The sequence below is a fragment of the Viridibacillus sp. FSL E2-0187 genome, from assembly GCF_038006425.1.
Classification (GTDB): Bacteria; Bacillota; Bacilli; order Bacillales_A; family Planococcaceae; genus Viridibacillus; species Viridibacillus arvi.
In genome coordinates this window covers 1,045,860-1,068,794 of sequence record NZ_JBBOVG010000001.1, presented here as the reverse complement: position 1 = coordinate 1,068,794, position 22,935 = coordinate 1,045,860, and the positions used below count along the sequence as shown (strand labels likewise).

General features: G+C 36.2%; 23 protein-coding genes and 1 pseudogene. 2 read left to right on the top strand and 22 right to left on the bottom strand.

Features of this window, described 5'->3' with window-relative positions; all coding sequences use genetic code 11:
• Complete coding sequence (gene mce, locus MHH85_RS05205) at positions 1 to 411, bottom strand: methylmalonyl-CoA epimerase (RefSeq protein ID WP_038184839.1); 411 nt, start codon at positions 409 to 411, stop codon at positions 1 to 3.
• A gap of 124 nt (positions 412 to 535) precedes the next feature.
• Here mce and prli42 point away from each other — a divergent pair, with 124 nt between their 5' ends.
• Entirely contained in the window at positions 536 to 628 is a 93-nt protein-coding gene (gene prli42, locus MHH85_RS05200; protein WP_155981185.1) for a stressosome-associated protein Prli42, read from the top strand.
• Positions 629 to 786: 158 nt separating this feature from the next.
• Here the strand turns inward: prli42 and MHH85_RS05195 are convergent, their stop codons facing one another.
• From MHH85_RS05195 to MHH85_RS05135, 13 genes are all read right to left on the bottom strand, one after another.
• On the bottom strand, positions 787 to 942 hold the full coding sequence (locus MHH85_RS05195) for a hypothetical protein (protein WP_340706153.1): 156 nt from the start codon (positions 940 to 942) through the stop codon (positions 787 to 789).
• 244 nt (positions 943 to 1,186) lie between these two features.
• Complete coding sequence (locus MHH85_RS05190) at positions 1,187 to 2,188, bottom strand: aromatic acid exporter family protein (RefSeq protein WP_340706152.1); 1,002 nt, start codon at positions 2,186 to 2,188, stop codon at positions 1,187 to 1,189.
• Between the two features lie 79 nt (positions 2,189 to 2,267).
• Positions 2,268 to 2,708 carry a BrxA/BrxB family bacilliredoxin gene (locus MHH85_RS05185; RefSeq protein ID WP_053416215.1) on the bottom strand — a complete coding sequence of 147 codons (441 nt, stop codon included), beginning with the start codon at positions 2,706 to 2,708 and terminating at the stop codon, positions 2,268 to 2,270.
• Between the two features lie 225 nt (positions 2,709 to 2,933).
• The gene (locus MHH85_RS05180; protein ID WP_340706151.1) at positions 2,934 to 3,155 is read right to left on the bottom strand and encodes a hypothetical protein; all 222 of its coding nucleotides are present in this window, start codon (positions 3,153 to 3,155) and stop codon (positions 2,934 to 2,936) included.
• A 147-nt stretch (positions 3,156 to 3,302) separates the two neighbouring features.
• Positions 3,303 to 4,388: a methylmalonyl Co-A mutase-associated GTPase MeaB gene (meaB, locus tag MHH85_RS05175; protein WP_340706150.1), complete on the bottom strand. Its 1,086-nt coding sequence runs from the start codon at positions 4,386 to 4,388 to the stop codon at positions 3,303 to 3,305.
• Positions 4,388 to 6,541: a methylmalonyl-CoA mutase gene (gene scpA / locus MHH85_RS05170; protein ID WP_193740339.1), complete on the bottom strand. Its 2,154-nt coding sequence runs from the start codon at positions 6,539 to 6,541 to the stop codon at positions 4,388 to 4,390. The genes meaB and scpA overlap by 1 nt, the downstream gene beginning before the upstream one ends.
• A complete protein-coding gene (locus tag MHH85_RS05165) occupies positions 6,538 to 8,229 on the bottom strand; it encodes a methylmalonyl-CoA mutase family protein (RefSeq protein WP_340706149.1) in 1,692 nt (563 codons plus the stop codon). The genes scpA and MHH85_RS05165 overlap by 4 nt, the downstream gene beginning before the upstream one ends.
• Before the next feature lie 130 nt (positions 8,230 to 8,359).
• Complete coding sequence (locus MHH85_RS05160) at positions 8,360 to 9,661, bottom strand: dihydrolipoamide acetyltransferase family protein (protein WP_340706148.1); 1,302 nt, start codon at positions 9,659 to 9,661, stop codon at positions 8,360 to 8,362.
• Positions 9,662 to 9,680: 19 nt separating this feature from the next.
• Positions 9,681 to 10,664, bottom strand: a complete 984-nt coding sequence (locus tag MHH85_RS05155) for an alpha-ketoacid dehydrogenase subunit beta (protein WP_053416221.1) — start codon at positions 10,662 to 10,664, stop codon at positions 9,681 to 9,683.
• The gene (locus tag MHH85_RS05150; protein WP_193740342.1) at positions 10,664 to 11,680 is read right to left on the bottom strand and encodes a thiamine pyrophosphate-dependent dehydrogenase E1 component subunit alpha; all 1,017 of its coding nucleotides are present in this window, start codon (positions 11,678 to 11,680) and stop codon (positions 10,664 to 10,666) included. Before MHH85_RS05150 ends, MHH85_RS05155 begins: the two co-directional genes overlap by 1 nt.
• A 16-nt stretch (positions 11,681 to 11,696) precedes the next feature.
• Complete coding sequence (gene lpdA / locus MHH85_RS05145; protein ID WP_340706147.1) at positions 11,697 to 13,124, bottom strand: dihydrolipoyl dehydrogenase; 1,428 nt, start codon at positions 13,122 to 13,124, stop codon at positions 11,697 to 11,699.
• Between the two features lie 185 nt (positions 13,125 to 13,309).
• Positions 13,310 to 14,404 (bottom strand): branched-chain amino acid dehydrogenase, encoded by a 1,095-nt coding sequence (gene bcd, locus MHH85_RS05140; RefSeq protein ID WP_053416224.1) that lies wholly within the window; start codon positions 14,402 to 14,404, stop codon positions 13,310 to 13,312.
• 173 nt (positions 14,405 to 14,577) lie between these two features.
• Positions 14,578 to 16,626 (bottom strand): sigma 54-interacting transcriptional regulator, encoded by a 2,049-nt coding sequence (locus tag MHH85_RS05135; RefSeq protein ID WP_340706146.1) that lies wholly within the window; start codon positions 16,624 to 16,626, stop codon positions 14,578 to 14,580.
• Between the two features lie 136 nt (positions 16,627 to 16,762).
• On the opposite strand from MHH85_RS05135, the gene MHH85_RS05130 reads away from it, so the two are divergent.
• On the top strand, positions 16,763 to 17,014 hold the full coding sequence (locus tag MHH85_RS05130) for a DUF2627 domain-containing protein (RefSeq protein WP_193740345.1): 252 nt from the start codon (positions 16,763 to 16,765) through the stop codon (positions 17,012 to 17,014).
• Here the strand turns inward: MHH85_RS05130 and MHH85_RS05125 are convergent.
• From MHH85_RS05125 to MHH85_RS05090, 8 genes and pseudogenes are all read right to left on the bottom strand, one after another.
• Positions 17,011 to 17,742: a glycerophosphodiester phosphodiesterase gene (locus tag MHH85_RS05125; RefSeq protein WP_340706145.1), complete on the bottom strand. Its 732-nt coding sequence runs from the start codon at positions 17,740 to 17,742 to the stop codon at positions 17,011 to 17,013. The two genes, MHH85_RS05130 and MHH85_RS05125, sit on opposite strands and share 4 nt — an antisense overlap.
• A complete protein-coding gene (locus MHH85_RS05120; protein WP_340706144.1) occupies positions 17,735 to 19,309 on the bottom strand; it encodes a DUF342 domain-containing protein in 1,575 nt (524 codons plus the stop codon). The genes MHH85_RS05125 and MHH85_RS05120 overlap by 8 nt, the downstream gene beginning before the upstream one ends.
• 847 nt (positions 19,310 to 20,156) lie before the next feature.
• Positions 20,157 to 20,252 (bottom strand): annotated as a pseudogene (locus tag MHH85_RS05115) (sporulation initiation factor Spo0A C-terminal domain-containing protein); the annotation flags it as partial.
• Positions 20,253 to 20,393: 141 nt separating this feature from the next.
• Positions 20,394 to 20,963, bottom strand: a complete 570-nt coding sequence (locus MHH85_RS05110; protein ID WP_340706143.1) for a hypothetical protein — start codon at positions 20,961 to 20,963, stop codon at positions 20,394 to 20,396.
• A 14-nt stretch (positions 20,964 to 20,977) separates the two neighbouring features.
• Positions 20,978 to 21,319 carry a hypothetical protein gene (locus MHH85_RS05105; protein ID WP_340706142.1) on the bottom strand — a complete coding sequence of 114 codons (342 nt, stop codon included), beginning with the start codon at positions 21,317 to 21,319 and terminating at the stop codon, positions 20,978 to 20,980.
• 72 nt (positions 21,320 to 21,391) lie between these two features.
• Entirely contained in the window at positions 21,392 to 21,952 is a 561-nt protein-coding gene (locus MHH85_RS05100) for a hypothetical protein (protein WP_340706141.1), read from the bottom strand.
• 212 nt (positions 21,953 to 22,164) lie between these two features.
• Positions 22,165 to 22,353, bottom strand: a complete 189-nt coding sequence (locus tag MHH85_RS05095; RefSeq protein ID WP_340706140.1) for a hypothetical protein — start codon at positions 22,351 to 22,353, stop codon at positions 22,165 to 22,167.
• 25 nt (positions 22,354 to 22,378) lie between these two features.
• Complete coding sequence (locus MHH85_RS05090) at positions 22,379 to 22,870, bottom strand: hypothetical protein (RefSeq protein ID WP_340706139.1); 492 nt, start codon at positions 22,868 to 22,870, stop codon at positions 22,379 to 22,381.
• Between the last annotated feature and the right edge of the window lie 65 nt (positions 22,871 to 22,935).

The window sequence follows — 22,935 nt, the reverse complement described above, 5'->3', positions numbered from 1 at the left end:
TTACTCCCCCGACTCACTTTTATCGTATAACTCGTAAAGCACTCCATTAGATGACTTTGGATGAATAAAGGCCATTTTTGAGCCACCAGCGCCTGGACGTGGTTCATCTGATAGTAGGCGAACGCCTTGTTCACGAAGGTCTGCCATCTTCCCTTCAATACCCTTTACCCCTAGAGCAACGTGGTGAATACCTTCGCCTCTTTTTTCAATAAACTTAAAGATAGCGCTTTCTTCACTCATCGGTTCAAGCAATTCAATATGTGTATTCCCCGCATCTATAAATGCTACACGAACTTGCTCGGTCACTACTTCTTCTATTTTTAACAAAGGTAAGCCCAACACATCTGTGTAATATGTAATTTGTTCATCAAGATTACGTACTGCAATACCGATGTGGTCAACGTTCTCCACTTCTCCCCAACTCCTTCTTTGTTGTATAACACAATTGTACATAATTTATAATAAAAACTCTAGCACTTGTGTAATTTTTCAAATTTGATAGAATATTTGTAGGAAAAGAAGGAGCGAACGAGAAATGAGTAATAAGAAATTTCAAAAAATTGTTGTATATGCAATGATTGCTATTATGGTTATTTCTACATTAGCTTTCGGCTTAGCAATGTTATAATCTACTTTGCGCGTCTGAAATTAGCTATTGTTATCTAAACCATACAAACTAAAAAAACAGCGTTATACCAGCTTTAAACTGGTTTACGCTGTTTTTTTTATATATAAATTCCACAGTTAATTAAGCAGATTCTTTAACTCTCTAGGTCTAGACATCTTTCATTCCACTTCTTCTATCGCCACAATATGTTTTGTGAATATTTGTGTAATAGAGTCGCCATTCAAATTATTTAATTCCATTGAAATAAAGCCACTTATGAAATTCCCTTCAGCATCAAGATGTATATCATTGAATTCTTCTAATGAAATATTCATAAACATTTTTTCTCCATTGGATAAGTATATTTTTAAATTTTCTATTTATCCTCACCTCCACATCCACTGTAAGTAAGTATCATAAGTAAGTATATTACATATTCGACAATATATATATTACACTCTTAATAAAACAGAATAATTACATTCGTTTGTGTTAGAGCAAAAAAAGCCACACCGGATAAATGTGACTTTGTTAATTAAAATAAGAATCAATATCATATAGCACGGCTGTTATAGCTGATCAGTTTTCATCATTTGATTTCTTTTTAAAATGCTTACGTGACGGGCTTATTCCCTTAAAATCTTTCTTTATTGCAAGGTAGAGGTCCATCTCCTCTATGAATTGATATAAAGAAGCCATAGCAAGGAAGTTCTCATGTGTTGTTGGTAAAGGTAATTTTGCAAACTCTGCTTTTACTACTTCTAACTTTTCTCTATATTTGTTAGCGGTATTCCCTGCTGAATTAATATTTTGTGACATATCTGCAAGAAAATCCGCTACAAGCTCGGCTTGCTCTACGATAACTGGAAGATCTGTGATTTTAGGTAGCACTCGTTCTATTATTTCAAATTGTTGTTCACGGATATCAAAATACATATAATATAAATTTTCGCGTCTTGTTAAGTGATTTTCAACATCTTGAAAGGCTAAAGATTTTGCTTGATTTAGCACTTCAACAGCTTCAAGTAGTTCTTTACCATCCCAACTCGTATCACCATTACGTAAATACTTCTCTATTTCCACAAAAATTGCAGTATAAAGCTCCTCAATGCGTATGAGATATTGTTCAAGTTTGTGTTTTATATCTGGCATATAAATGTTCAACGCTAATCCTGTTCCGAATCCAATTAACATTAGCGATAACTCATTTTTTAAAAGAGCAGTTGTAAAATCTCCAGTATGGAAAATGTGTAAAATAATAACGACACTGGAGACAAAAGCGGGTATTATATTCAACATTACTAAAATAGGCAAGTATAAAAGTATCATACAACCTAGTACAATTGGATGATACCCTACACCTTCAAAAAATAGAAATGCCATTATCATCCCAATAATGCTTGCTAATAAACGTGTATAAACTTCATGAAGTGACTGCTTCTTCGTAGTTTGAATACTTAAAATCGTTAAAATGCCTGCAGAGGTAAAAAAATCTAAGCCGAAGTATTCTGCTAATCCAATTGAGATCGTTGCACCAATTGCTGTTTTCAGCGTACGATAGCCTATTGAAAATCCCTTCACTGAATCATTCTCCTTGTCATTTTAAGCGTTAAAAAGGCCGTCTCTAGTCATATATGACATTAGAGACAGCCTATTTCTATTATACTTCTTCGCAGTATTCTTCAAATAAAGCTTGAATACTAGTAATAACTGACATTGGATCATGTCCTTCAATTTCATGACGTCCAATTTCAGCTACAGCTTGGCCATCTTTTAGTAAAACGAATGACGGAGATGATGGTAAATGATCCTCGCCAAAATGCATACGTGCCTGAGCAGTTGCTTCTTTATCTTGTCCAGCAAAAACAGTTACTAAGTGTGTCGGACGTTTATCATAATGAACAGCATGTGCTGCTGCTGGGCGTGCAATACCGCCTGCACAACCACACACTGAGTTTACCATTACTAAAGTTGTACCAGGACGTTTAAATGCTTCATCTACTGCCTCAGGTGTAGTCAACTCTTCATAGCCACTTGCGACCATTTCTCCACGCGCTTGGCGTAGCATATCTGTCATAAACAAATCATAATCCATATTCATGTTGTAACGCTCCCTTCAAATTCTCTTTAACTATAACAGGTGAATACATGCATTTCAAAGCACTTGTTCAAAAACAAGGTGATTTCCGATACTATTATAAGTTTTAATAGTATTCCGGCTCTCCACACAAATTATTCGTTGGTCAAAATTAAAGTGCCATCCTTCATATCATCTTTATAGATATATTTCGCTAATACTTGCACAAACCCCTTTAACTTCAATAATTTAAAATTTAGGATTGTTATTCCTCTTACCTTCGTATGTATAAAAAGCATTCTTTACTGAACCATCAATATTCAACTGAGAATAATCAATTAAGCGAAAAATACTTGCCTGATGAATTTCAATAGCAGTTGCAGGTATTGATTTTGTTTGCAATGCAAAATAACATCCCACAAGACAAATACAGAATGCTACTAAGGAACCCCATATTAATTTTCTTTTCATGGCTGTATCTACTTCCACAAAAATGATATTTTTATGATAAATTATTTTAAGTTATAAGTACAGTACTGAGTTGTTTTACGATTTAAAAATCAAAAGGACCATCGATTTACACAGATGGTCCTTCCTTTTGATATAAGTTGTTGATATTTATTCTTTATTAAATAATTGATCGACGCCTTGAGTGACAGTTAATCGACCTTGTAAAATCTGCTCTTCTATGCCTTTTACTTGTTGCTTACGTTCTGGCACTCCGTAAAAAGAATCGATTAAATGATCTGTAATCATTGAACGGAACCATTCAGTCGTTTGTTCATTACGTCTAGTGGACCAATAATCCGTTTCCTCACCGATTTCTTTAAACTGTAAAATCGTATCCCATACTTTATCTAAACCTATATTTTCATACGATGAAACCGCCATTGATTGCGTCGTCCATCCTGGTGTCGCTTGTTGTAGGAAATGAATAAATTGTTTATATTCAGCTACTGTTTTTTTAGCTGACCGTACATTGTCACCATCAGCTTTATGAACAACAATTGTGTCAGCAAGCTCCATAATGCCCTTCTTCATGCCTTGTAGTTCATCCCCAGCCCCTGTTAATACGAGTAAAAGGAAGAAGTCTACCATGCCACGGACGATTGTTTCACTTTGTCCAACACCAACTGTTTCAATCAAAATAATATCATAACCTGCTGCCTCACATAACAGCATTGTTTCTCGTGATTTTTTGTGCACTCCACCGAGAGTACCTGCTGATGGAGAAGGTCTAATAAAAGCACGTGGATTTCGCGTTAGCTCTTCCATTCTTGTTTTATCTCCTAGAATGCTCCCACCAGTTAAACTAGAACTAGGATCGATGGCGAGTACAGCTACTTTATGTCCCATATTACATAATTTTCCGCCAAACGCTTCGATAAAAGTACTTTTACCTGCACCAGGCACCCCAGTAATACCAATACGAATACTGTTTCCAGTATGGGGCAATAGTTCTTGTAATAATTCTTGGCCCTTCTCTTTATGGTACTTATTCGTACTTTCTAAAAGAGTAATGGCTTTTGATAAATGGAGTCTAGAACCAGCCAGAACCTGCTTCGCAAGCTCGGAGATATTAATATCGTCATTATTCTTTTTACGGAATTTTTTTCGACCTGAGGGCACCATTCCATCATGAGATGCGGCGATACCATCCATTACAAATAATGCACCATCGTCCATCCCTTTGTTGTAGTCCATTATTCTACCACTTCCTCGTAGCCTAATTTTCTATAGATTTCTTCAATCACTTTTTGTGCACTAACAGGAATTACTGTACCTGGTCCGAAAATAGCACAAGCACCATTGTCGTATAGGAATTGGTAATCTTGGGCTGGAATTACCCCACCAACAACAATTAAAATGTCTTCTCGTCCAATTTTCTTTAACTCTTCTCGCAGTTCTGGTACTAGAGTTCTATGACCAGCTGCAAGTGAACTTACACCAACAACATGAACATCATTTTCTACAGCCATTGCTGCAGTTTCTGCTGGTGTTTGGAATAATGGACTAATATCAACATCAAAACCAAGGTCAGCAAATGCTGTAGCAATTACTTTCGCTCCGCGGTCATGACCATCTTGTCCCATTTTCGCAATTAAGATACGTGGACGACGGCCTTCGTTTTCTAAGAAGCCTTCAGCCATATCTTGTACTTCACGAATCTCTTCCTCATTTGAAAAGTTTGCACTATAAACGCCACTAATTGAGCGAATAATTGCCTTATGACGACCCGAAACAACCTCAATCGCATCAGAAATTTCACCTAGTGTTGCGCGAGCACGTGCTGCATCTACTGCACAAGCTAATAAATTTTCACCGCCTGTTGCAGTTGCATTTGTAATACGAGCAAGTAAGCGTTGTACTTCTTTATCATCGCGTTTGTCACGCATCGCCTTAATACGGTCAATTTGTTTTTGACGTACAATTGTGTTATCAATATTCAAAATGTCGATTGGCTCTTCCTCTGTAAGGCGGAATTTGTTAACACCGACAATTGTTTCAGCTTTTGAGTCAATTTTCGCTTGTCGTTTTGCAGCAGCTTCTTCAATTTTCATTTTCGGAAGACCTGTTTCAATCGCTTTCGCCATTCCGCCTAATTCTTCGATTTCTTCTATATGTTCCCATGCTTTTTTCATCAGTTCATCTGTTAATTTTTCTACGTAGAATGAACCGCCCCATGGATCGATTACTTTCGTCATTAACGTTTCTTCTTGTAAGAATAGTTGCGTATTACGTGCAATACGCGCTGAGAAATCAGTTGGTAGTGCAATAGCTTCATCTAGTGCGTTGGTGTGCAATGATTGCGTATGCCCCATTGAAGATGCATTTGCTTCAATTAAAGTACGAGTTACATTATTAAAAGGATCCTGCTCTGTTAAAGACCATCCAGAAGTTTGTGAGTGTGTACGTAATGCTAATGTTTTTGGGTTCTTAGGATTGAATGTGCTCATCATTTGAGCCCAAATACGACGTCCAGCACGCATTTTCGCTACTTCCATATAGTAATTCATACCGATCGCCCAGAAGAACGACAGACGCGGTGCAAATGAATCGATATCGATTCCTGCTTTTAATCCTGTACGAACGTATTCAAGACCATCTACTAAAGTGTAGCCAAGCTCGATATCTGCTGTTGCACCTGCTTCTTGTAAATGGTAACCAGAAATAGAGATTGAATTAAATTTAGGCATGAAGTTTGAAGTATATTCGAAAATATCTGCAATAATTTTCATTGAAACAGCTGGTGGGTAAATATATGTATTACGCACCATGTACTCTTTTAAAATATCATTTTGTATTGTACCAGCCAGTTTATCAGGTGTTACACCTTGTTCTTCGGCCGCTACAATATAAAAAGCTAAAATCGGTAATACAGCACCATTCATTGTCATTGATACTGACATTTGATCTAGAGGAATACCATCAAATAGAATTTTCATATCTTCAATAGAGTCAATGGCAACGCCTGCTTTACCGACATCACCTGTTACACGAGGGTGATCCGAGTCATAACCACGGTGAGTGGCTAAGTCGAATGCTACTGACAGACCTTTTTGTCCCATCGCTAAGTTACGACGGTAAAACGCATTACTTTCTTCAGCTGTAGAGAAACCTGCATATTGGCGAACTGTCCATGGGCGACCTACATACATCGTTGGATACGGTCCACGTGTATTAGGTGCAATACCTGGCCAGTCTTTTAAGTGTTTTAAGTTATCCAAATCTTGCTCAGTATAAGTTGACTTGATCTCAATGCCTTCATTTGTCATGAATTTTTTGTCTTCTTTTACTACTTGACTAGCAGTTAATATAGCATCGATATTTATCTCTTTGAAATTTGGCTTACTCATCGTTGGACCTCCTTCACATTTGCTGTTAAGCTCGTCAATTTTTCGATGATATTTTGACCTGCGAAGATGAAACCATTTAAGCCTGCTTCAATCCATTCATCTTGCTCTTCTTTGAACTTACCTGCCACATCAAGTGATATATGTGCTGGCTTAACTTCTAATAGTGCTGGGACATATTCTTTCATCGCTTCATCTTGCCCACATACTACGACAAATTTCGCATCTGTTGCAGTTAACCAATCCTTCGCTTCATCCACAGTTTGAATTTCAGGGCTTTTTTCCGGTACAATACCAGCTGTTGCAAAGAAGCCAGAGACGAAATCTGCACGTGGTTTGAATTGTTTTAATTGACCGATTGTTAGTAGTGCAACTTTAGGTTGATTTTTAGCATAGTTTAAGCAAAGTTCTTCAAATGGTTTTGCTAGGCGTTTGTAATCTGCAAATAACGGATTATTGCGCTCATCAATTTCATCTGCAGGGTTTGCGTATATATTCGTACCGATTAGCGATTTTTTACGTGTTTCTACTTCTTTCATTCGCTGATCCATTGTTTCTTTTAATAAAGCTTCTAATTGTCCACTTGTTATTACGGCATTGTATCCGCCTGCTTCTTGTAACTCATTAAATAATGCCCATGCGTCTTTAACTAAGTCAGCTGTTAAAGTTTCGATGAAATATGAACCACCAGAAGGGTCAATTATATGTTCTACATGTGTTTCCTCTTTAACAACTAATTGTACGTTGCGTGCGATACGAATAGATTTATCATCTGGAGCAGATAAAACATCATGTGGATGTACTGTACAAACGTCTGCGCCACCAAGTATTGCCGAGAACGCTTCATTGCCTGCACGTAAAAGGTTAACGTATACATCTAATTTAGAGAAACTACGTAAAGAAGTTTCAGTAACAATTGCTACTGGTACGTCTTTATCTGTGCCATAGGCAGATGTAAACGCTTTCCAAAGTACTCTGAAAGCACGGAGTTTAGCGATTTCAACGAAGAACTGAGTATCCACTGCAAAGGTAACAAAGAATTTCTTCGCAAATGATTCGATATCTCGTTCCGTTTCCATGTAATAAGCAGCTTGTAGTAATGCGATAGCTAATTCCTGTACGGCATGTGCACCTTCATAGTGGGCTTCTAGTACATTAGCGTTGCATGTACGGACATTATGGAAACCTTCTAAATTGATTTTATCTGTACTAGATATGAAGCCTTTAACAGTTTCTTTTTGGTCTTCTTTAATATAGTTAAATACTCGTAATAAAGCATCTTGATTGTTTTGTATATTCAGTTTGAATGAATTTTCAGTAAAAATGACTGACAATTCTTTCAAAGTTTGTTCATCCCACGCAAAATTCACTCGACTATCAATATTAATAATATCGTTACCTTTTGCCAAAGATTCTTTAACGCCTTGGAGTAAAGCTTCCGGTGAATCTGCAAATGTTTGTTGTGCTGCTAAACATTCTTCCCCTGTTTTTAATGAACGAATAGTCGAAACTTGTTCTGCTAATTTCCCATCTAATTTCTCAACTAATTGGTCTTGTGTATAAATTGGCTCAAATGAAATACCCTCGATTGTTTTTGTGATTAAAGATTCGAATGGTTTACCTTTTAAAGCCTTAACAGCAGATTCTTGCCATTGCTCGTAATTAGCTTGTGAGAATTCAATTTCTTTCATATTATTCTTCATGTGGACGCTAACTAGCTTCCCCCCTTCGGTAATTCTATTCCTATTTTACACAAGTATATCGAATCGCAAAAGTATAAAAAAATCTGAAAATCGCAATATTGCGATTTTCAGACTACTGTTAATAAATAGAAGTGTTGTCTTTCGATGTATTTTCGAGAATTTCTTTGACTCTAGCAAGAAATTTCCCGCAAATCAATCCATCTAAAACTCTATGATCTAAAGATAAACATAAATTTACTATATCTCTTGCAGCAAACATTCCACCATTCATAATTACTGGACGTTTAACAATTGACTCAACTTGAATAATCGCTGCTTGTGGGTAATTAATAATTCCCATAGACTGTACCGAGCCAAATGATCCCGTATTATTTACAGTAAATGTTCCACCTTGCATATCTTCAGATTTCAATTTACCAGCACGAACTTTTCCTGCAAGATCATTAATTTCTCTAGCAATACCTTTTATTGACTTTTCATCGGCGTGTTTGATCACTGGGACAAAAAGTGCATCTTCAGTTGCGACTGCTATAGAGATATGGATATCTTTTTTCTGAATAATTTTATCGCCTGCCCACATAGAATTCATCATCGGGAATTCCTTTAGAGCTTGCGCAATAGCTTTCACGAAAAAGGCAAAGTACGTAATGTTATAACCTTCAGATTGTTTGAATTCAGTTTTAATGGAGTCACGGTAATTAACCAAGTTCGTAACATCTGCTTCAACCATCATCCAAGCATGTGGAGCTTCGTGTTTACTACGTAACATATTATTCGCGATTGCTTTACGAATATTAGTTACAGGAATTTCAATATCACCTGTTGCTGTTTGTACTGCTGGAACAGGTTGTGATTTTTGAGGTTCAGGAGCTTGTGTTACTTGTTCAGTAATTGCCTCCAATGGTTGTTGCACTGCTGGACTACTTGTTGGAATGTTTCCACTGTCTACAAGTTTTTGAACGTCTTTTCGTGTTATTCTGCCTTCAGCACCTGTACCTTCAACTAATTGAAGATCTATACTATGTTCTTGGGCTAGCTTTAAAACAGCCGGTGAATAGCGTGCCTTCCCTGCACCACGATTTACTACTGGTGCAGTTACCGTTTGTTGAGGAGTTGGTACTGAAGTAGGCTGTGAGATTTGTTCTGCCTGTTGTGAAGTAGGTTGTTGCTCAATTACCTCTTCTGTTTCAATTGTGCAGACGCTTTCACCGACAGCTAATGTATTGCCTTCACCAACGATTAACTCCTTAATGACGCCCGAGAAAGATGACGGCAAGTCTGCTGTAACTTTATCCGTATTCACTTCCGCCAAAGAATCGTATTTCTGCACTGTATCACCAGGTTTTACTAACCATTTCTCAATTGTACCTTCCGTAACACTTTCCCCGAGCTGAGGCATCTTAATTGTTTGAATTGCCATGAATTTCTCCTCCTTTACATCAGAACGCCGCTAATTCGCGCATCGCCTTTTCAACTTTTTCTGGATTAATCATGAAATATTTCTCCATCGTCGGTGCATATGGCATTGCCGGTATGTCTGGTCCAGCAAGTCTTTTTATTGGTGCATCTAAATCAAATAAGCAGTTTTCTGCAATGATTGCTGCCACTTCGCTAATAATACTACCTTCTTTGTTGTCTTCAGTGACAAGTAGCACTTTTCCTGTTTTAGATGCCGCTTCAATAATTGCCTCTTTATCTAATGGATAGATTGTGCGCAAATCTAGAATGTGCGCAGAAATGCCGTCTTGTGCCATACGTTCAGCAGCTTGTAATGCGAAGTGTACTGCAAGACCATAAGTAATTACAGTAATATCTTCCCCTTCACGTTTCACATCCGCCTTGCCGATTTCGATCGTATAATCCTCTTCTGGGACCGCACCTTTAATAAGGCGATACGCTCGTTTATGTTCAAAAAATAACACCGGATCTTCGTCACGAATAGCTGCTTTTAACAAGCCTTTCGCATCATAAGGTGTAGATGGAATAACAATTTTCAAACCAGGCTGATTCGCAAATACAGCCTCTACTGATTGTGAATGATAAAGAGCACCGTGTATTCCGCCTCCGAATGGTGCGCGAATTACTATCGGACAAGTCCAATCATTGTTTGAACGGTAACGAATACGTGATGCTTCTGAAATAATTTGATTGACTGCTGGCATAATAAAATCAGCAAATTGCATTTCAGCAATAGGTCTTAAACCGTACATTGCAGCACCGATCCCGACACCCGCAATCGCAGATTCTGCAAGTGGTGTATCTAACACGCGCTCTTCGCCAAACTGATCGTATAATCCTTGAGTTGCTTTAAAAACGCCACCTTTTCGGCCAACGTCTTCACCTAATATAAAAACACGCTCATCGCGTTCCATTTCTTCCTTCATCGCAAGAGTAATTGCATCAATATAGGATAAAACCGCCATTAAATACTCCCTCCATCTTCAGCATAGACAAATTTTAGCGCATCTTCTGGAGCAGCATAAGGAGCTTGCTCTGCATAATCCGTCGCTTCGTTTACTTCTGTCATAATGCGTTCATTGATCTCTGTTTCAAGAGCATCAGTTAGAATCCCTTGCTCATGCAAATATTTTGCAAATGTAATGATTGGATCTGTAGCACGGCCTTCTGCTAAGTCTTCTGCCGTACGATATTGACGATCATCATCATCAGAAGAGTGGGCAGTTAAGCGATAAGTTACCGTTTCTATTAAGCTAGGCCCTTCCCCGTTACGAGCACGGTCAGCCGCTTCCTTAACCACTTTATATACTTCAATTGGGTCTTTACCATCTACAGTCACACCCGGCATCCCGTATCCGATTGCACGGTCTGAAACATTTTTACAAGCTAATTGTTTTTCAACGGGTACTGAAATCGCATATTTATTGTTTTCAACCATTATGATAACTGGTAATTTGTGTACTCCTGCAAAGTTTGCGCCTTCATGAAAATCTCCTTGGTTTGAAGAACCTTCTCCAAGAGTAACAAATGTGATGAAGTCTTTCTTTTGCATTTTACCCGCAAGTGCAACCCCAACAGCATGAGGAACTTGTGTCGTAACAGGTGATGATCCTGTTAAAATACGATTTTTCTTTTGGCCGAAGTGCCCCGGCATTTGACGTCCACCTGAGTTTGGGTCTTCCGCCTTTGCAAAGGCCGATAACATTAACTCTTTTGTCGTCATACCAAAGTGAAGAACAACCCCCATATCACGATAATACGGTGCAATATAATCCTTATTATTATCAAGTGCAAAGGCCGCACCTACTTGTGCTGCTTCCTGCCCTTGACATGAAATCACAAACGGAATTTTACCCGCACGGTTTAATAGCCACATACGTTCATCGATTCTACGTGCAAGTAGCATTGTTTCGTACATTTTCAGTACATCTTCATTTGTTAAACCGATTGCTTCATGACGATTTTCAACCTTTTTAACCATTTTTCCCAGCTCCTTCTTACATATGAATTGCATTACCGTCAACTGCTAATGCCGCTTCTCCAAGTACCTCGCTTAATGTCGGATGTGGATGAACACTATGCGCAATTTCCCAAGGCGTTGCATCTAACACCATTGCAAGGCCCGCTTCAGCAATCATATCTGTCACATGTGGTCCAATCATGTGCACTCCCACTAGATCATTAGTCTCACTATTCGCGATCATTTTCACAAAGCCTTCTGACTCTCCATAAACAAGCGCTTTACCAATTGCTTTAAAAGGAAACTTACCTACTTTAATAGGAATTCCCTCTTTCTTCGCCTGTTCTTCAGTTAATCCAACACTAGCTGCCTCAGGACTCGAGTAAATACAACGAGAAATCCATTTATCATCAACTTTTTCAGTTGCGATTCCTAAAATATGCTCTATAGCATGTATACCTTCATGAGAAGCAACATGAGCAAGCTGCAAACCACCAATGACATCACCAATGGCATATATATGCGATTCCTTCGTTTGAAAGTGATTATTTGTTTGGATAAAGCCGTTTTCTACAACAATTTCTGTATTCTCTAGCCCTATTCCTTCTACATTTGCCTGTCTACCAACCGAAACAAGTATTTTGTCTGCATTATAATTTTGTTTTTCGCCCAATACTTCTGCTTCTATTGATACTTTATTATTTGCAATCGACAGTGTTTCAGCTAATACTTTTGCAGAAGTTACAAATTTAATTCCTTTATTCTCTAATAACTTTTTCATTTCTTTTGAAATATCTTGATCTTCAGTTGGTAGTATGTGATCTGCATATTCAATAACAGTTACTTCAACACCAAAATCGTTTAACATTGATGCCCACTCGATGCCGATGACACCACCACCAACAATTAGAATGGATGCTGGAAGCTCTTTTAACGAAAGCGCTTCATCAGAAGTAATGACGAATTCACCGTCAATTGTTAATCCTGGTAACGTACGTGGTCTAGAACCTGTAGCCACAATAACATTTTGAGGAATAAGCATTTCATTTTCCTCACCGTTTGCCAGTTCAACCGAAATTGTACCAGGCATTGGCGAGAAGATAGAAGGTCCAAGAATTCGACCGATTCCTTCATATACGTCGATCTTGCCTTTCTTCATTAATGCTTGCACACCTTGATGTAATTGTGCCACAATGGAATCTTTTCTATCCTGCACTCTACTAAAATCAAGCGTTACTTCTCCTGTATTTACTCCAAATGAAGAAGCATGATTCTTTGTTGTCGCGAAGACTTCCGCACTTCTAAGTAATGCTTTACTTGGAATACAACCTTTATGTAAACATGTACCCCCTAGCTTCCCTTTTTCAACAACGGCTGTTTTTAATCCAAGTTTTGCTGCTCGAATTGCTGCTACGTAGCCACCTGTACCGCCACCTAAAATAACTACATCATAGTCCTTAGCCATTTGAACACTTCCTTTCATCAAAACATGTAAGACAAGCTCTCTTATAATATAACATTTCGTAGTTGACATTCCCCAATGTCAGCCTATTAAAATCACAAACTTATTTGCAGTTCGTAAACTTTTCTCCCAATATAAATCCGTTCAGAAATGAAGTACCCCTACCTTATTTCTGAACGGCCCTTTTATTAACGATTAGATAATATGTGCTTTCCATTTTGCAAGAATGTGCTACGTGATTTTGCCATACGCTCAATACGTTCCTCTGCTAAACGGTTAGCAGCTAAATAAGTTGGAATCCCATCACGTTTTGCTATATCTATTACTTTCGCTATATTATCGTAAATCCCTTCAACTCGCTTCATCGCACGGTCACGGTTGTAGCCATATAATTCATCAGCGACATTGATTACGCCACCTGCATTAATAACATAATCTGGAGCATAAATGATACCTTCGTTATGAATAATATCTCCGTGTATAGAATCTTTTAACTGGTTGTTAGCGGAACCAGCAATGACTTTTGCTTTTAATTGTGGAATAGTTTCATCATTAATAATAGCACCTAGTGCACATGGTGCAAAAATATCAACATCTTGAGCATAGATTTCTGTTGGATCAACTGCAGTTGCACCAAAGTCCTCTACCACTCTCTTTACAGCGTTTTCATTAATATCTGTGACGATTAATTGTGCGCCTTCTTCGTGTAAATATTTACATAGTGTGTACGCTACGTTTCCTAAGCCCTGTACAGCAATTTTCTTACCTTCCAAGTGGTCGTTACCAAATGCCTCTTTAGCTGCTGCTTTCATGCCCACAAATACACCATATGCAGTTACTGGCGATGGGTTACCTGATGAACCAAATGCTGGAGAAATACCTGTTACATAATTTGTTTCTTCATGAATCAAATCCATATCTGCTACAGTTGTACCAACATCTTCTGCTGTAATATATCTACCATTCAAACCTTGTACGAATCTTCCTAGCGCACGGAACATTTCTTCATTTTTATCTTTTAAAGGATCTCCGATGATTACTGTTTTTCCCCCACCAAGATTTAGACCCGCAGCTGCATTTTTATAAGTCATGCCACGTGCTAAGCGTAAAGCATCTTCAATTGCATCTGCCTCTGAAGCATAAGTCCACATACGAGTGCCACCAAGTGCTGGTCCTAAAGTTGTATCATGTATAGCAACTATAGCTTTTAGTCCTGAAGTTTTATCCTGACAAAACACTAATTGTTCGTAATCATATTTCTCCATGTATTTGAAAATTTCCATTGTAATGCCCCCTTTTATATGTTGACCAATCTTTTACCCTAGTTTTCTAGGTCACTATATTATTAGCAAAAAGCGTGCCAACTTTTATAAAGACAAAATGCTTTATTTGACAACATTTCGTCTTTTTTAAATACGCAATATTTTGCATGGTATGCAGTTTTTTGCACGCAATTTTATGCAAGATTATATTTTTCTAATTTATAATACAAACTACGAATTGATATCCCTAATTTTTTCGCAGCTTGCATTTTGTTATTTTGGCTATCATTTAATACTTGTTGCAATATTTGTTTCTCCGTTTGTTCGAGTTGTTCCGCAAGTGTTCCTTCATAAAAGGACTTTTCAACGTAACTTTCTTGATGTACAGAATGGAAAAGTGTTTTTGGTAGATGTCTTTCATCTAAAATAGTTTCATTTGATTGCATGAAAATCATTGCCCTGCTTAAGACGTTTTCAAGCTCTCTCACATTCCCCGGCCAATCCTGTCCTATTAATAGCATTAATGCGTTAGAAGTTACTTTATGAATATTACGTCCGTATTCCTGATTCAACTTAACAAGAAGACGATCTACTAAAGGCGGTATATCTTCTTTTCGTTGACGTAACGGTGGTATATGAATGGGCATTCGATTTAATCGATAATATAAATCCTCTCGGAAAGTACCTTCTGACAATGCTTTTTCCATATTTACATTCGTAGCTGCTATAATTCGTACATTAATTGAAATCGGCTTTGTTCCACCAACTCTGACAATTTCGCCCTCTTGAAAAATCCGCAATAATTTGGCCTGAGTATTTAAAGACATTTCTCCAATTTCATCAAGAAAAATACTTCCATTATCAGCTTCTTCAAATAACCCGCGTTTTCCACCTCGTTTTGCTCCCGTAAAGGCCCCTTCTTCATAACCAAATAGTTCACTTTCTAGTAAATGCTCAGCAATCGCCGCACAGTTTACCCTGATAAACTTATTGTATATACGATCACTTGCAGAATGTATAGCATGAGCAAACAATTCTTTACCTGTCCCTGACTCCCCGCGCAAAAATACTGTAACTGGTGTTTTTGCAGCTAATTTCGCTTGTTCAATGGAAATGCGCATTTCTTCAGAATCGCCAATAATATCTTCAAATGTATATTTAGATTCAAGCTTTCGTATAATCGTGCGCGCTTGATCCAATTCTTTCGTCAAGGACCGCATTTCTGTCATATCATGTATAACGCCTACACTCCCTTTTAAGCTATCATTCACAACAACTGGCGCTACATTCACAATGACTTCTCGCTTGTTAGGTCCTAGTCGCATATTCACACCGCGAATAGGCTTTTTTGTTTGTAAAACTTTTAAATGCATACTCTCACCTTCAGAAATATCAATCGTAGCAGGTTTCCCTAAAATTTCTTCTGGTTTTAAGCCAGTAATTCTTGTATATGCAGGGTTGACAAGTATCCCCCTACCTTTCTCATCTACTACAGAAATGGCATCATCGCTTGATTGAATGATCGCCTCTAACATCATTTGAATTTCTTTTAGATTTGTTATTTCTTCTGCTAAATTGACGACCTCCGATATATCTTTAAATACAGCAAATGCACCAATACGATTCCCACTACCATCAATCATCGGAAATCGAGACGTGACAATTTTCTTATCATTGGACAATTTCAGCTCTTGATTGATTTCTGCTATACCCGATTCAAACACTCTTGGCAGTGCACTATTTATGATAATATCGTTTATATGTTTACCTATCGCTTCTTTGACAGTAACATCGGTCATTCGTGCAGCACTTCTATTAAAGAAGATAATTTGACCTTGTGGGTCGATGCCAATCATGCCTTCTTCGATTGAATTAAAGATAATTTGCTGTTTATATGCCGCATGTTGGGTTTTATTTATGTAATAATCTTTTTCATTCAACAATTGAACAATTAAGTAAGCAATTGTTCCTGGGATAAGTACTGTACGTTTCGGCAATGCCTGCAACAGTTCTTCAAATACTGCAGGTTCTCCAGTGACATCTACCACCATATCAATTTCATCTGTTAAAACAACTCGCCAATCCTGCTCCGTATCAATGCCAGCTTCTCTAGCTAACACTAGCCCAGGTGCATCCTCACGTATATCTACAATCGCTACAGTGCTAAGTTGCTCAGATTTGGATAATAGTTGTAATATAGCTGTGCCTCCAGCACCTGCACCTATAATTAGTATGTTTTGCAAGGAACTTCACTTCCTTTCACAATATTGTGCAATTTTTTGCATAATTCAATGTAAGTTCATCATATCTAAACTTTCTTTCCTTGACAACGCTTCCCCAACAGGTAAAAATGAATATAGATTAGAGGAGTGAAAGTATATGGCACGTTTTGCAGCGTTTATCGTATTACTTATACCTGGTTTAATGGCTGCAGGTGGAATTAAATTAATGCGCGACACTTTATTTGCTAAGCTTGTGGATCCAATACCATTTCTTTGGTTACAATTCATTATTGGTATTGCACTTTTTGTCGTAGGATTTGGCTTTTTTGCAGGTTTTTTATTGCATCGAGATCGCAAAAAAGGGAAAGTTTCTGCTAAATTTGCAAATCAAAAGAACGCTGACCGTTAATGGTCAACGTTCTTTTTTTGTACCTTTAGAACTCTTTCAGGAAAATCTGTAATCCAACCGACTACAGCGGAATGTGGATTTTTGAGATATTCTTCATCACCATTAATGTTATAAAAACGACACTTCTTTTTAGCTATTAAACAAGCATTCAAATATTCAGTTTTATAATACCATGTTTTGTTAGCATGAATGGCATCGATATATGGGAGGTTTTTGAGCTGATGCCAATTTAACTTTCTTGTAGCAATAAGTGCTGTTTCAATACGTTTGTTTATTTTCTTGGCATGTTCCAAAACTTCCAAGAAAAAAGAAGAAAAATGTACATTCGGTAAGTGGGCACATTTTTTTATAACAATTTCTAATACAAAAGGATTGTCGATAAAGGATTCCTTTAACTCAATATTCAACGCTATAGGATTTTCCTTAACCCAACCTATCAGCTCATCTAGTGTTAGCATTTCTTGACCCAAGTATCTACGAGTAAATGGTTTTCCTACTCGCAATCTTTTTATTTCTGCTAACGAAACATTTGTTACTAACCTACGTTTTCCCGTAACGCGACGCAAATTTAAATCATGTGTCACTACAGGAACATCATCCCTAGTAATTTGCAAATCTAACTCAATACCATCCGCATTCAATTCAACTGCCTTTTTAAATGCATTGAGTGTATTTTCCATCTCATAAGCAGAGGCGCCACGATGAGCAAACACTAGGGGTCTAGGCATTGATTTCGCCTTGCTCTAATTTAAAATTACCACAAGTCTGCGTGTTTAATGTCGTTGACTTTTTACCAAGTTGAATATATGTCCCAGGATACGCTTCTTTCGTAATTTGAATCTTTTCAGTTCCCATACTTTTCAATGATTGTAAAATAGTTTGCACCTCTTTATCAATCTTTGTTAATTCATTTTCTTTTTCTTGTAACAATACTTTTGAATCTTCAAACGCTTTTCGCTGCGCACCATTCATCTTATCCACGAAATCCAATAGTGGCGTAATGCGAGCTTTAATATTCGAAATATCGGCTTCTAAAGATTTCATCTCTTCAGCTTTTTCTTTCACGATTTGCATGCTTTCTTTTCGATCCGGCATTGTAATAACTAATTCCGTTTTACGCTCTAAGCGATTTCCGGATATCGCAGTAGTAATAGTACTAGTTGCTTCTGCACGTCCACCGATAATTTTTCCTTTGTACTCATTAACTAGTATACTACTCGCTTTTAAATTGGATCCAAGTGCGTATGACCCAATCTGAATGTCACCTTTTGCAATTAACGTACTTTCATTTGTATGTTTAACGAAGATATTCCCACCAGCGCGTACTACTGACTCACCGTTACCAAAAATACCGCCACGAATATAAACATCACCATTTATAGATTCGATTAATTTTGGACTAGTAACACCTTCAGGACCATCAATCGAAATATCACCTGTTGCTACTACTGAATAACCCGCTAGTACCGTACCTCTTATACTAATGGATCCATCGAAATTTAGATTTCCTGTTCCGACTCCTACATCATTTGAAACGGGTAGATGTTTTTGAACTGACAAGAATCCATCTGAATCATCCAAAACTCCACCCTCAGTTGCATAGATAGTTATCTTCCCGTCTTCATCAACTTTTTCATACACAGTTTTCTGGTCATATTTTATCGGTGCATCTTTACCTGGTAAAGCAGGAATGCTTTCACCAAGTACATTTTTCCCTGGTTCGCCTGAATCTGCTGGAATTTTCTCTCCTAACCATGCATGGGCTTCTATTTCAGATATAAAATTCATATCAAAATAATCCGCTTTACCATCTTCACGGATCAATGGTTTTCTCTCTGGCTGTTCTATATATGTAATTTTTGCGTTTTTACCTGGTTTAGCTGGCGTCCCTATTGCAACTACAGTCGATTTCCCTGCTAATACGGTATCTAGAGTCAAATCTACAAAACCATGTATTATTCCTATATTATTTGCAAATTCTTTGATTTGTTCCTGCATTTTAGTACTATCTTTAAACACAGTTTTCGGATCTTCGTGGACATACATGGTTGCAGTCATACGATCGCGAGAAGTAACAATTTCTATAGGTGGCAACCAAATACCAATTTCCTCAAATTGCTCTGTCACTGTAGCAGTCACTTTTCTTAAAATAGCAAAGCTCGACAGTTTAATACGCGGATATTTTTTCAAAATACTGTCGAATTCCTTAAGTGGGAATCCTTCCCTCACTGTCTTTAGATATACCTTTTCGTTTTCTTCCTTTAAAACAATATACTCATTTTCAAAAATTAGCACATTTTCTCCCCATCCTTCAAATCGATAATAAATATCTATACTTATTATCGTTTTCATATTGTCTTTTTACAGAAAAGCGCTAAAAAAATCGCTTTTAAAAAAGTTTCGATAAATTAATTTTCAGTTAATAGATATTCATTAGTTAAATGTTTTAAATAATAGATAAATGGAATTTATTCTTCTATTTATTATATCAATAAAATAAATAGATCCTCTATACATTTATACTATATATAAAAGAAACTTGCGAAGGTTGATCAGTAGATATTTAGGTACTCAGAGAAATAGATACATATAGTGTTATAGTACCATTTTTTTGAATATTCGTATATCTATTTACAAAATAACGCTATATATACAATTGACTCTCTATTAAAAAGAAGTAGCACAAAATTTGCATCTGTAGCAGGATTTGTATTTGCTTTATTCATTTTAGAATACCAGCACTACCAATTAAATTAATTGATAAATTAAAATTGATTTATTCTTACCTTGGTAAAAATTGATTAAACCACATAAAAAGTATTATCTCGCTAAATATTTTTATAGTATAATTTATTTATTGTTAAGAAAATAAAATTATCAACTGATTGCTGTATTATTTAAGTATTAAAATCATTAAAAGACTTCTTCATTTACTGGGAAGTCCTTTAATTAATTCGCGATAAACGAAAAAGACACCTCCAAGATAATTGTGTTCGAGCACAATAAACTTAGAGGTGTCTCTATTCAATGAAAACTTTCATATTATTTATTGCTCATACTTCCCTGATTATTGCTCACATTTCCTGTAAACATACTACTCAAAATATGAGCAATTCGTGGATTTATGAATGTCCTAACCCTTTCAGCTAGCAACCGTTTCAATACGAATTTTATCGGCAATCATGGCGATGAATTCGCTATTTGTTGGTTTGCTCTTTAAGTGATGGACAGTATAACCGTTGATATATCAAGGTGTTGGAACACTTTAATCAACTAAAGTATAAAGTCATTTATTGGTTTACGTTTGTAAATTTATCGCTTAATAAATTTACTTATTATTGTAAATTTTAATGTAAATAGTGTATTTTGTCCATTATTATCAAGTTAATTTGAAAATTAATAACCCTTTATGAGTTTTGTCTATACCTTTGATCGTTAATGTTGTACCTTTTAAATTTACTTCCATATTTATTTTATATGATTTGCTCACTTTTTCATTATCTTGAATTGTAATGTAGATAATATCATCTATTGTGTTTACAGCTGTATTTTGAGCATTCTTATATGAAAGGTGTTCAACAATGCACGGATAATCACAACCAGGCACTACTGTAGTTTCATAAATTGGACGACCTAATTTGTCATATCCAACAATGACTTTTATCGTTTCACCCTCTGTTGGCAATATAAAGTTACAATGTTGTATATTAGCCTTATACTTGTTATTTCTCATTGTTGTATTTTCAGTTATATTCAGATAAGTTTCATCATTAAATTTTATGTATGCACCTTGAGGTACTAATTCAAAAGTATGTATATGTCGACATTCAACTTCACCTAGTTCTGCATTGGTAATGAGAGCTACTGATTCAACATCATCAATTAATACACTTTGCCCTACTGTATCCATCAAAAATTTAATATCTTGTTCATTTGTAGTATTAAACATTCATATCACCTCTCTTAGTTGTATAACATAAAGATACCTGATCCACTTGTATCTACTTCATCTGTACGTAAGTTATCAATTTTATTTTGTAACTGATCAATACGTGCCATTAGGTTTTCATGGAATTGTGAAACCGTCATATCATCTATCTTATAGTCCTTCATACTCGTGGGACTGTTAGCAATAGATTCAAGTACACTCAAAGCAGTTTGATAGAGTTTCTGCTTATTAATAATTGAACTTGCATCATATACTTCTGTTGGTGTTAATCCATTTTCTAATAGGTAAACATTCCATTCATCATCTGTTAGTGCGATTCCCTTAACTTCCATCTGTAACCGTTGTAAATTATTCATTTCATCATTCCCTTCCTAATTTTGTATATAAAAAAAGGGCAACCGATTTTTCGGCTACCCATCTGATTTAATTTAGAATTTATCAGGTTCACTATACCATATCATTACACTCGTCTCATAATCCCAATCAGATGTACCTACTGAAAGAAATACTGTTCTAGATTTTAAGCGCCACAATGTACTTATATGATCATAACTGTCATAACCCGTTGAAAATCCTTTCTTTTTAGTATTTAAATCTTTTTTTAACCTTTTGTATAAATGATCATGCAAATACTTCTGTTTTCCCCATGTGTCATATGCTTCTGCGCCATCAAACGTCACATAAACATTTTCTAAATTATTTTTTCTAAAGTTGAATTGTAGATTCGCTTTATAGCCCAGTGCCGTAGTTCTATAAAATAAATTATTTTTATCCTCATCAATTAATTTAGATGTAATAACCTTCTTAACTTGCTTTTTTGAATCTCCCCAATAAGTTTTACGGAAAGCATATTCTCCGGTTGACGCTGTATTTACTATCAAGCTTTCATTTTTAGTTTGGGCTTGTACTGTTGTTTCTTGGATTGGTAAAGTAAAAAACATTCCTAGAGATAACGTAAGAGTCAAAACTAATATTAATATTTTTTTCATTCAAAATCCCCCATTCATAATATATGTAAATTGTACCATATTTATAAATAAAAAATATGCAATTTTACTTAATTATATTCTATTATTTTCTATTTATAAATAAAAAAGAGCAACCCATTTTCGGCTACTCTAACTAGCAATTATTGAATCTTATTTAAATTTAACACTGTATTCAGTTGAAATTCTTGTTTAAATGAAATAATGTTTTCATCTCATTTAGTTTCTACATAACTGATCAATGCACTATGCATATTAACCGAATGCGTCCCTAGTTCCGAATCAGGCGCTATTCCAGATGTAGAATACTTTATATCTAAAATGTGGATACCTTTTTGTGATGCAAACTCGTTTAATTCAATTTCAAACTCAGGCATATCATTTTCAATAACTGTAAATTTCAAGTTAATTCCCCCTAACTCTTACTATTTATTTTTTTAGTCCAAGACTAATTAATGTTTCATTTAACTGCTCTGGATTTTCAATTTTTATTGTACTATCTTCTTGAACCCAAAACTGGATAAAGCCCAGTTTATTTATTGAGCTAATAACACTATTTACTCTCTTTCTTATTCTTGGAATATCAGGATTAGCCATGACAAATAAGCGATTGTCTTCATTTTCAGTTTGATATTCCATTAGCTTACCAACTTGAACATAAGTATGAACTTTTATTTGCCCCTGTCCAAATACCGTATCATCATCAGCATCATTAGCGTGTGATCCTTTAGATTCTACATAAATGCTCCACCCATTTTTCTCACCTTGAACGTCTACTCCTTGTGACCTTCCTTTTAATGGTTCAGAACAATCACAACCAACACTGTTTAAAAAATTATATACAGCAATATTCACAGTATCTTCATTCATAACAAATGGATCTTTAAGGTAATCTTTCATTTTACTTAATGATTTAGGCATAATAATCCCCCATTTTTAAATATCTAAGTGACACAAAATCCATTGTACTACAATAAAGGTTATAA

Bases quoted from the DNA above. Each gene is read 5' to 3' on its own strand.
- MHH85_RS05105 (WP_340706142.1), bottom strand. From the start codon at position 21,319: ATGAATAATTTACAACGGTTACAGATGGAAGTTAAGGGAATCGCACTA.
- MHH85_RS05125 (WP_340706145.1), bottom strand. From the start codon at position 17,742: ATGCCTAGACCCCTAGTGTTTGCTCATCGTGGCGCCTCTGCTTATGAG.
- lpdA (WP_340706147.1), bottom strand. From the start codon at position 13,124: ATGGCTAAGGACTATGATGTAGTTATTTTAGGTGGCGGTACAGGTGGC.
- meaB (WP_340706150.1), bottom strand. From the start codon at position 4,388: ATGGACTACAACAAAGGGATGGACGATGGTGCATTATTTGTAATGGAT.
- MHH85_RS05110 (WP_340706143.1), bottom strand. From the start codon at position 20,963: ATGTTTAATACTACAAATGAACAAGATATTAAATTTTTGATGGATACA.
- prli42 (WP_155981185.1), top strand. From the start codon at position 536: ATGAGTAATAAGAAATTTCAAAAAATTGTTGTATATGCAATGATTGCT.
- MHH85_RS05090 (WP_340706139.1), bottom strand. From the start codon at position 22,870: ATGCCTAAATCATTAAGTAAAATGAAAGATTACCTTAAAGATCCATTT.
- MHH85_RS05195 (WP_340706153.1), bottom strand. From the start codon at position 942: ATGAATATTTCATTAGAAGAATTCAATGATATACATCTTGATGCTGAA.
- MHH85_RS05165 (WP_340706149.1), bottom strand. From the start codon at position 8,229: ATGAAAGAAATTGAATTCTCACAAGCTAATTACGAGCAATGGCAAGAA.
- scpA (WP_193740339.1), bottom strand. From the start codon at position 6,541: ATGAGTAAGCCAAATTTCAAAGAGATAAATATCGATGCTATATTAACT.
- MHH85_RS05185 (WP_053416215.1), bottom strand. From the start codon at position 2,708: ATGAATATGGATTATGATTTGTTTATGACAGATATGCTACGCCAAGCG.
- MHH85_RS05160 (WP_340706148.1), bottom strand. From the start codon at position 9,661: ATGGCAATTCAAACAATTAAGATGCCTCAGCTCGGGGAAAGTGTTACG.
- bcd (WP_053416224.1), bottom strand. From the start codon at position 14,404: ATGGAAATTTTCAAATACATGGAGAAATATGATTACGAACAATTAGTG.
- MHH85_RS05150 (WP_193740342.1), bottom strand. From the start codon at position 11,680: ATGGTTAAAAAGGTTGAAAATCGTCATGAAGCAATCGGTTTAACAAAT.
- MHH85_RS05100 (WP_340706141.1), bottom strand. From the start codon at position 21,952: ATGAAAAAAATATTAATATTAGTTTTGACTCTTACGTTATCTCTAGGA.
- MHH85_RS05180 (WP_340706151.1), bottom strand. From the start codon at position 3,155: ATGAAAAGAAAATTAATATGGGGTTCCTTAGTAGCATTCTGTATTTGT.
- MHH85_RS05155 (WP_053416221.1), bottom strand. From the start codon at position 10,664: ATGGCGGTTTTATCCTATATTGATGCAATTACTCTTGCGATGAAGGAA.
- MHH85_RS05130 (WP_193740345.1), top strand. From the start codon at position 16,763: ATGGCACGTTTTGCAGCGTTTATCGTATTACTTATACCTGGTTTAATG.